General features: G+C 33.0%; 6 protein-coding genes. All 6 read right to left on the bottom strand.

Annotated elements, in window-relative coordinates:
* Positions 1 to 727 (bottom strand): peroxiredoxin family protein (locus ACXR6G_RS09565; protein WP_458361199.1); only part of this gene is annotated, 727 nt, incomplete at its 3' end.
* 67 nt (positions 728 to 794) lie between these two features.
* Positions 795 to 2,117 (bottom strand): hypothetical protein, encoded by a 1,323-nt coding sequence (locus tag ACXR6G_RS09560; protein WP_458361198.1) that lies wholly within the window; start codon positions 2,115 to 2,117, stop codon positions 795 to 797.
* A 30-nt stretch (positions 2,118 to 2,147) separates the two neighbouring features.
* On the bottom strand, positions 2,148 to 3,629 hold the full coding sequence (locus ACXR6G_RS09555) for a RagB/SusD family nutrient uptake outer membrane protein (protein ID WP_458361197.1): 1,482 nt from the start codon (positions 3,627 to 3,629) through the stop codon (positions 2,148 to 2,150).
* Position 3,630: 1 nt separating this feature from the next.
* A complete protein-coding gene (locus tag ACXR6G_RS09550) occupies positions 3,631 to 7,173 on the bottom strand; it encodes a SusC/RagA family TonB-linked outer membrane protein (RefSeq protein ID WP_458361196.1) in 3,543 nt (1,180 codons plus the stop codon).
* A 127-nt stretch (positions 7,174 to 7,300) separates the two neighbouring features.
* Entirely contained in the window at positions 7,301 to 8,491 is a 1,191-nt protein-coding gene (locus tag ACXR6G_RS09545; RefSeq protein WP_458361195.1) for a FecR family protein, read from the bottom strand.
* 278 nt (positions 8,492 to 8,769) lie between these two features.
* The gene (locus ACXR6G_RS09540; RefSeq protein ID WP_458361194.1) at positions 8,770 to 9,321 is read right to left on the bottom strand and encodes an RNA polymerase sigma-70 factor; all 552 of its coding nucleotides are present in this window, start codon (positions 9,319 to 9,321) and stop codon (positions 8,770 to 8,772) included.
* Between the last annotated feature and the right edge of the window lie 92 nt (positions 9,322 to 9,413).

Raw genomic sequence — 9,413 nt, 5'->3', positions numbered from 1 at the left:
CCTGAGTCCAAGGCAAATCATCATCTTTAACAGCTTTAATCCATTTATCTTTCTTAGTATCAAGAGAAACTCCAAGCACCTCAAGACCACTAGGTTTAAATTCTTTATATATTTTTTTAATGTTAGGAGATTCTTGTCTACATCCACAACACCAAGATGACCAAAAATCAATAATTAAGTAGTTGCCTTTAAAATCAGAAGTTGATATCATATTCCCTTTAGGATCTTCTTGTCTTATTAGAGGACAAATTCCACCTATCTGTAAATGCTTTAGAATATTAATTTTATTTTCTAGATATTCTTTAACAACTCCATTAGGTATTTCCTTGAATTTTTTTCCCAAAGCAATAATTTCACGTTCGCTATGTATCCCTGAACAATCGCTTCTATCAATAACGTTTATAAGCGCAAGTGCTCCAGTTAAAGTATTCTTGTTTTTCTCTATAAATCCTTTATAAAACTCTTTCTTCTTACTTATAATAGTATTTAAGTTTTTATAGTTTTTTTCAAAACTTTTTTCATTTCCATTATTTCTTAATCTGCGTGACTCACTCCTTACAAATACCTCTTTTTCAGACATATCCACAACTTGCTTAGTGAACAATTCATAGATTATTTTCTCGTTTTCATACTTATTTATTTCCTCTACAAAAACATTACTTTGAGCCATTGAGTTATAGCACGTTGTTGCAATTAAAACAAATAAAATAGTTAGTGTTTGTTTCATTATGAAATTTACTAATAATAGTGTAAAAGCAAAGTTGAACCAAAGTTCAACTTTGCTTGATAATAATTTATTTTCCTGTAAAAGCCCAGTCTGATTTATAACTCCATCGGGTAGGACACTTCTGAAGTACTTCTCTTACTCTTTTGGCCTGATCATACGTAATAGAATTTTGTCTACTATACTGAGCCATGATGTTATATGTGGTGAATTTAGCACCTGTCACATAGTGTTTTTTGTAAAGAGAATATCCATAATCATATATAGGCGTATCGCCACAAAAATCAGTATCTCCATCAACCATATTAGATACATATTCCTGTATTCTCCAATCCCAATATTCTTTGAAATTCATTTTTAATAGTCCATAATATAGGCCTATCAAATTTGCGAATCCTGTAGAATTACTATCATAATTCTGAGTTATCGCAAATTCCCCTATATTATAAACAATACCAGTATCTACTAGTTCTTCTAAGTCCTCTTCTTCAAGATCTGTTATTGGCCTAGCATCGATACCTGGAATTGCAGTTTCACCTTCTAAGATTACTTTAGGAACTTCGACTTTAAACGATGTTGATCCATTAGATGAATATCTTCCTGCTGCTAGGTCACATATCCAAATATTCAAATACTTATTGTGGTCCCACTTCAAATTTTCTTTGATATATTCTAATGATTCTGTTGGTCTCAATATCTTCGTTGTCTTTATTTTATTAAGACCTTTCACATCTAATACCTTGCCGTGATTATCGTATTCAGCTAACCTAAAGTTGATATGGGCCGAGCCCCCATTTGGATTGGTTGTTCGTTTTTTATTAAAAACATTGTTCAAGATATCCAATTTCTCCTGAAGAAAATCTTCTGTGACCTTCATTTCAACTATTGAATTTGAAGGGCCACTTAGTACGTGAAAAATAATAGGAATAGTTAACTCATCGTAATTTGTAGGTTCAACTTGTCGAACTTTTACAGCAATGTGTTCCGATTCTATTTCATTTATTTTAGCAAAAAATTCTACTTCATCAAGATTAGTATCAGTCGTTTTAAATTTATCACCTTTGAAAAGTTCACCATTCCCCTTAAAGATCTTAATTAGATTTGATGGGTATTGATCTCTAGGGATCACGAAAGTATCAACTCTTACTGTATCTTTATAAATTTCAGTACCGTCAATCATTTCAGTATAAAGATCTGAAACTGATTTTACACCATAGGCAATAGTTGTAAGTTCAATAACCCCTTCGCCATTAGGTATAATTTTATCACTTGATGCACAGATCTTGATAAATTCAATTTCATTTTCTTGAGCAAAATTCTCCATCTTTTCATAAGGATCTGGAGTACAGGAAAATGCTATGAAAATCAAGACTAAAAATTGTAATATTTTCATCTTTAAAAATTTTAATTCGTTAATAATTATTTACCAACCTGGATTTTGATCTATATTACCATTGACACCTAATTCTGTCTTAAGTGGGATAGGAAAAGCGAAATGATAATCATCATCATTTAATGAATATTCTACTTCGCGTTTGCCATCCTTATCATCTTCGTCAAGGTCCATAATCGCTTTTCTAGTAAATCCTTTATTGAAACGTTTAAGATCTGTCCATCGTCTCCCAAACTCGAAGCAAAATTCTTTTCTTCTTTCGTTTAATATCTCACCTAGTACGTCGCCACCTTCATAAGTAGTGTAATCAGGTATTCTAGATTGTTTAAAAGTATTTAGATAGTTTTCAGCGAGTTCATTTTCCCCTGCTCTAGCGTAAGCTTCAGCAGCAATTAAATGTAAGTCTGCAACTCTCCAGAACTGAACTTTATTCGATACAGTCCAGTTAGGTTTCCATTTTGTGACTTTCATATCTTCATCAAAATATGCTTCTCTACGAATATCGTTCTCATCGTAAAGACTTACTAAATCATCACTAGCTGGAAGATAATGATCCGAACTACCTCCCCAAAATGCATATAGATTATTTTTATTTGGAGCTGCATTAGATAATATCACAAGACAACTTGGGTTATTTATATTCACACCTACACTATTGCCACATTTAAATAGATCCTCCAACTTGGATGCGGTATCATTCAACTGTTTCCCTTCTATGGCCTCGCAAGCATTTTTAGCAGCGTTATCCCAATCTGTTGCTTCTTTAGCAGCGGATTCAGCCTTAAACCAATAAATTTGAGCGAATAATGCAGCTAATGTATTTCTAGAGTAAAAAACATTAAAATCTCTAGGTTCAAAATCCAAATCTTGAACAGATTTTAATTCTGAAATTAAAAATTCATACACTTCCTCTTGAGTATTTCTTGCAGTAGGATTAAGGCCGTTAGGATCAGTATTAATTGGAATACCATACTCAGCGTTGCTATAGGGAGCAAAATTCTTCATAATATTGAAAAACATCAATGTCCTCAACATTTTAGATTCACAAAATGTCTCTTTATATTTATCTGAAGTTCTATCTGAATTTTTATTAAGTGCATCAATCACAATATTAAAAAATCCGATATTACTGTAAAATGAACTCCACAAACCGTCTGTATAGTCAATATTTTCCCATTTTGAACAACTATAGTATTCTTCACCGTAGTAACGCATACAATAATTAATATGCTCTGGGAGCTTATCCATTTTAAAGTTATCAGCATAAAGTGATAAATTAACAGTGACTGCTGGTGTATAAGGAAATTTGATTGTTCTACCATCAACTTTCACACCCTGATCAGTCCACGAACCAACACGCTCAATACCATAGAGATAAGACTCCATTAAATTATGAACGTCTTTTGTAGTCTTTAAAACAACAATATTTTTAGGTTTTACATCTAGATAATCAGTGCATCCCGATAGTAATACTATCATTAATGCACAAATATAAATTGCTATATCTTTCATATTAGATTCCGATATTTAAGTTAAACGAATAACGTCTTGAGTTAGGATATCCAAAAGCTCCCATTGTCTCAGGATCAACTCCCTTGTATTTTGACCAAGTATAAATATTACTTGCACTGACTCCAAGTGTTAGTCTTGTAAGTTTTAATTTTGAACAAAGTTTACTAGTTAGATTATAGGTAAGACTTGCATTTGAAAATTTCAAGAAATCTCCATCTTCAAGTTCAGAATCAAAGAAGTATTTGTTGTAAGCATCTTTTTGATCTGTAGTTAAAACAGGAATATTAGTAACATCTCCGTTCTTTCTCCATCTGTAATACTCATTTACTGAAGTATTAGTTTTTGATGAATACAATGGATTCGATGTACTAGATCTGAAAGATCTAATTTTATGACCTCCCATATAAGTGAAGTTCGCATTTAAATTGAATCTTTTATACGATAGACTAGTTCCAAATCCTCCTGAGAATGTAGGGTATGAATTGCCCAAATAAGCAACGGCATCTTTAGTAAATTCAGTGTTCATATCAATTACATAGCTGCCATCTTCACGTTTATGCCCCATCTGATTACCTTCACTATCTTTTTTGTCTATGTAGGCCATCATATGACCAGTCTCAGTGTTTACTCCAGCAAATTTGTAACCATACCATGATTGAGTTGGTCTGTTCTTTATGAAGTAACCTTTGGTCAAATCTGCTCTTCTTTCAATCGCAGGAAGATCTTCTAAAGATTTATAATAGGTATCAATAATTCTATTCTTATTGAACGTTATATTGAAGTTAGTATTCCATCTAAAATCTTCAGTATCTATATTCTTAGTGTTTATAGAAAATTCTAATCCCTGATTTTTCAAACTTGCAACATTAGCCTTAACAGTTGCTCTACCATTAGACATAGGAAGCTGCTTGGTATCTAATAAATCTTTCGTAACATTATTGTAGTAGTTAACCGTCGCGTTAATTCTATTTTTGAACACTGATACATCAAGACCTAAACTTCTATCTGTTTTCTTTTGCCACTTAATAGAAGGATTAGCAGAATACACACCATAAGGCAATACTTCACCATTTGACTTTCTTGACGACGAAGCATAACTTAAAGTAGCAAATGGTTTCGCATTGTAATCGATACTACCTGTATAACCAAAAGAACCTCTAAAAGATAGAATATCTAACCACCAAATATCCTCCATGAATTTCTCTTTTGCCATGTTATACTTCAAACTTGTATTCCATAAAGGAGTGAATCTATTATCTGTTCCAATAATATCTACACCATCCATACGGCCACTAGTACTGAATACATATTTGTCTTTATATGAATATGTTGCTGTAGCAAATACTGAAGCTGTCTTATGCTCTGAAGAGTTTATTGTATTCAAAGCATTAACGTCCAATTTCTCACCCTTAAGATCTTGTAATTCCGGAAATCCTATTAGATCATAATTAGGATCATACTCAGGACTCAAGGCAGAAAAACTCTCTGTATTTCTTGATGAAATTTCCTGACCACCCATTATATTAATGAAATGATCTTTTTTGATGTATGTGTTATATGAAATTGAGTTTCTTAGAGTATAACTCAAATGTCTAGATGAAGAATTCCTCAATGATCCATTATTCATATCATCTGGAATTTCACCGCCTTGATATACCGATTTAATCCAACTGTTTCTCTCAGAAGTATAAGAACCAGGCTCGTAAACTTTTTTTGAAGTTGTATTTGAAGAACTAAAAGATGCTTGAGTCGCAAACATCAAACCTTTTAATAATTCATATTCAATCTTCAAATTTAATCCCGATGTCAAGTAATTACTCTTTATAGTGTTATTATTGATATCTTCTAAAATGTTTAAATCATATACATACCCAACGTTCTTTTTACTCAATCTAGACTCATACGATCTATCATAAGCAATTTCACCGTTTTCATCACGAAGTCTTTCATATGGATTCGCAAAAGTCGCGTAATGTAAAGGATTTACAGAAGATGCTGTTGTTCTATCTTCTTTGTAATTACTATTAACATCAAAATTAACTCTCAATTTATCTGTGAAGTTATGAGTCAATTTTAAAGTGACACCGTAATTAGAGTATTTATTATTCTGAACAATACCTGTTTCATTTTGGTAATTTAAAGACGAATAAAATTGTGTCTTGTCACTACCTCCTTGTAAACTAAACGAGTGATTCTGTGAATAAGAAGTACGAAATATCTCATCATACCAATTAGTTTTGGTATTTCTTAAAGTTTCTAGTTCTCTTGAAGCTTCATCATAACTTAACGATCCAGCTGCTCTGTGCTTCAAAATTCTAAAAACTCTACCATCAAGATTCATATGAGAAAAATCATTATAGATAGATTCTTCATATCTCATTTTCTGCTCCGTATTCATCATTTGAAGATTATTCTTCGGAGCTGAATTAATTGAGTATGAAGATCTATAGTTTAAATATGATTTCCCTGAAGTACCTCTTTTAGTAGTAACTACAATTACACCATTTGCTGCTCTTGATCCATAAATAGCCGATGCAGCTGCATCTTTTAAAACAGTAATAGATTCTATATCATCAACAGATATATTACCAATACCATTACTCAAAACTGATGATGTAAAACCGCTTCCTCCTACACCAACTTTAGGAGCTTCACCTTGCAATGGCATTCCATCTACAATCCAAATAGGTTCTGCATCTCCAGTTAAAGTATTCACACCTCTAATTCGAATCTGTGCTGCTGCTCCAGGACGACCACTTGTGCTAATCATTGACACACCAGCCATCTGTCCTTTCATAGTTTCAGCTACTGTTGTAAATCCTTTGTTCGCTATTTTTGCTGCACTTACGGACTCAACAGATCCTGTCATTCGAGTTTTCTTTATTTTTTGATAACCCGTAACCACGATTTCATCCATCTGTTCTGAATCAGCAGTTAGTGTAACATCTAAAACTGATTGTCCATTGTAAGCAATTTCTTGAGATTTCATTCCTACAAACGAATATAACAATACTGTCTTGTCACCATCTAATTCAATAGTATAATTACCATTAATATCTGTAGCAACACCAATTATTGTTCCTTTCACTACAACTGACACACCAGGTAGGGTATTCCCATCTTTATCAGTGACAGTACCTTTTAATTCTTTTTTCTCTTGCTTTATTTCTTCCTTTACTTTTACAGGTGCTTTTTTAGTAAACACGACGAAATCTTCAATAATCTCGTATGTAAAAGAAGCTTGCTTGCAAATTTCCTCTAGAGTTTCTTCCAAACTCGCATTTTGCATATCCAAGTCTACAAGAATGGAATCATCCATATATTTTTCATTGTACATGAAATAGGTTCCGGTTTGCTCTTTCAAATTATCCAAAACAGATTTGAGCGAAGCTTGTCCTGTACGAATACTTACCTGCTGCCCTAATAGCACAGATGCTGATAGTTGCAGACTAAATGCAAAAAATAAAATCAAACTTAGCTTCATAATAAGCAATGTTTTTCTAATGGCTGGTGTTAACAACCGCCATCTTAGGTTTTTTTTCATAACTTTAGGGTCTAGATTTATACTACCATTGATCTTGTTATTCAATGGTTTGTTATTAAACTGAACAGGGAATGTGTCCGCATTTCCTGTTTTTTTTATTTGCTAGTGTCCGCTAACAAATTTCCATTTAATCAGTAGGTCTCCCTACAATAATTTTATCATCCTTAATCGCAAACTTCACATTTGCCATTTTCTCTATCATATCTAAGGCAAAGCCTACAGATTTCTCTCTCTTTGCAGCTCCAGTGAATCTTAAATCTCGGTACTGCTTTTCTGTAAAAAAGAATTCTACATCGTACCAACGGCTCAATTGGTGGCATATCTCCTCAAGAGAATTATTTTTAAACTCGAATACACCATTCACCCATGAGGTATACAGTTCTGTATCTACTTTTCGAACTTCAAATTCTTTCTCTCCTTTTTTCACTACAGCCTGATAGCCTGGCTTCAAAAGCTCTTTACTTCCCAAGTTTCTAACCTGTACACTACCTTCAACCAATGTTGTTGCGATATATTCATCATCGGTATATGAGGAAATATTGAATTTTGTTCCTAATACCTTAACCGCAGCATCGCCAGCTTTTACAAAAAATGGCTTACTAGCATTATGAGCCACTTCAAAATAAGCTTCACCTGTCAATTCAACCTGACGTCTATCACCAACAAACTGTACGGGATATTTAAGTGATGATTCTGAGTTCAACCAAACTTTAGTTCCATCAGCAAGGGTCAATGAATATTCTCCTCCACGAGGAACATCGATGCGATTATAGATCAAACGACTCTGCTCCTTACTGCTGCTAGCATATTTCAGTGTATTCGAAGAGTCTTTCTCGATAAGGGTTCCATCCTTTTCAGAAAATAAATTGGCATCTTTCTCTGACAACATCATCTTCTGCCCTCCATCTAGTGTTAAAATGGCTTTCTTTGAGCCCACAGTCGAAACTTCTGCAAAATTGTAATCTTTATTAAAGTCGTAATCGCTCGTAACTTGATAAAGCATAAAATAACTCACTACAAATATGACAGCTACTGCTGCTGCATAAGGCAACCACAAGTGTAACTTTCTTGTCTTAACTTGCTTTGTTGATTTAGTCAATGAGATATTTATTTTTGCCCAGGCTTCATCTGAACTCATATGGTTCAGATGGCTGATTGCTCCACTCTCTCTTAAAAGGGCTAGGTAGTTGGCAAATTCCTTTGAGTGATCTGAATCAGAATCCAACCATTGGTTCAGTTCATTCAATCCTTCTTGAGAAATTGTTTTCTCACGATAGCTCGCTATTAATTCAATTATATGTTCTTTCGAAAATTTCATTCTTCTATTCATTTACACCTATAATCTCAAAATCTTAAAATGGGTGACAAAAAAAATCAACTATTTTTAAAATTTCTTTATACGATAATGAATTACAGGCAAGAAAAGATTGAAAATTGTAAATGTGAGGGAATAATTGCTTGAAGCTATTAAGGTTTTGTTGTCAATTATCGGTTATTGGTTGTCAGTTGTTGGTTCTCAGTTTTCTGATGGAAGAATCAATCTCTTAACTCTTTGACTTTTTTTGACCTTTTGACTTTTTGACTTTTTAACCTTCCTTAAGGTAACATGATCATGATAAGAATATCCATAGAAATACGAAGTTGTTTTAGAGCTCTCGAATAATGAGTCTTAACTGTGTTAACTGAGATATTCAATTCCTCAGCGACTTCAGCATATTTAAGTTTTTCAAATATTATTGCTTCAAAAACCTTTTTAGATTGAAGTGGCAAAAGCTCTATCTCCTTGTACAATCTTTCTTTACGTGCCTCAAGTTCTTGAGATTCAAATTTTTCCTCGATAATTTTATAAGATAGATTCTCAATTTCTTCAAATCGATATCTGTTGTCTTTTTTAATCTGCTTTAAAGAATTGTTTTTTACGGTTGTAAAAAGGTATGCTTTTAAAGAGCCTGTGAAATTCTTGAATCTATCATTCTCCCAAATATTAATAAAAACCTCCTGAACCAAATCTTCTGCTTTTTCGAAAGAATCGAAATATTTATAGGCAAATACACAAAGTGGAGAGTAGTAAGAATCAAACAAAAGGCGGAGTCCTGATTCATCCTTATTCTGTAATCTAGTTAAGATATTTTGTTCTTGATTCTCCATATGTCGGCCGTAAAAGTAAGAAAGCTAATTTAATATCCAAATAGTTTAATCGTTCGCAAATACTATATCTTGATTTACAAAATCTTAGAATA

The organism is Ancylomarina sp. YFZ004 (genome assembly GCF_054254355.1).
Note: the sequence above shows the minus strand (reverse complement) of the source record. Positions and strands in the feature narration are given on the sequence as shown.

Excerpts from the sequence above, each read along its gene's own strand:
- ACXR6G_RS09560 (WP_458361198.1), bottom strand. The coding sequence starts at position 2,117 with ATGAAAATATTACAATTTTTAGTCTTGATTTTCATAGCATTTTCCTGT.
- ACXR6G_RS09555 (WP_458361197.1), bottom strand. The coding sequence starts at position 3,629 with ATGAAAGATATAGCAATTTATATTTGTGCATTAATGATAGTATTACTA.
- ACXR6G_RS09550 (WP_458361196.1), bottom strand. The coding sequence starts at position 7,173 with ATGAAAAAAAACCTAAGATGGCGGTTGTTAACACCAGCCATTAGAAAA.
- ACXR6G_RS09545 (WP_458361195.1), bottom strand. The coding sequence starts at position 8,491 with ATGAAATTTTCGAAAGAACATATAATTGAATTAATAGCGAGCTATCGT.
- ACXR6G_RS09540 (WP_458361194.1), bottom strand. The coding sequence starts at position 9,321 with ATGGAGAATCAAGAACAAAATATCTTAACTAGATTACAGAATAAGGAT.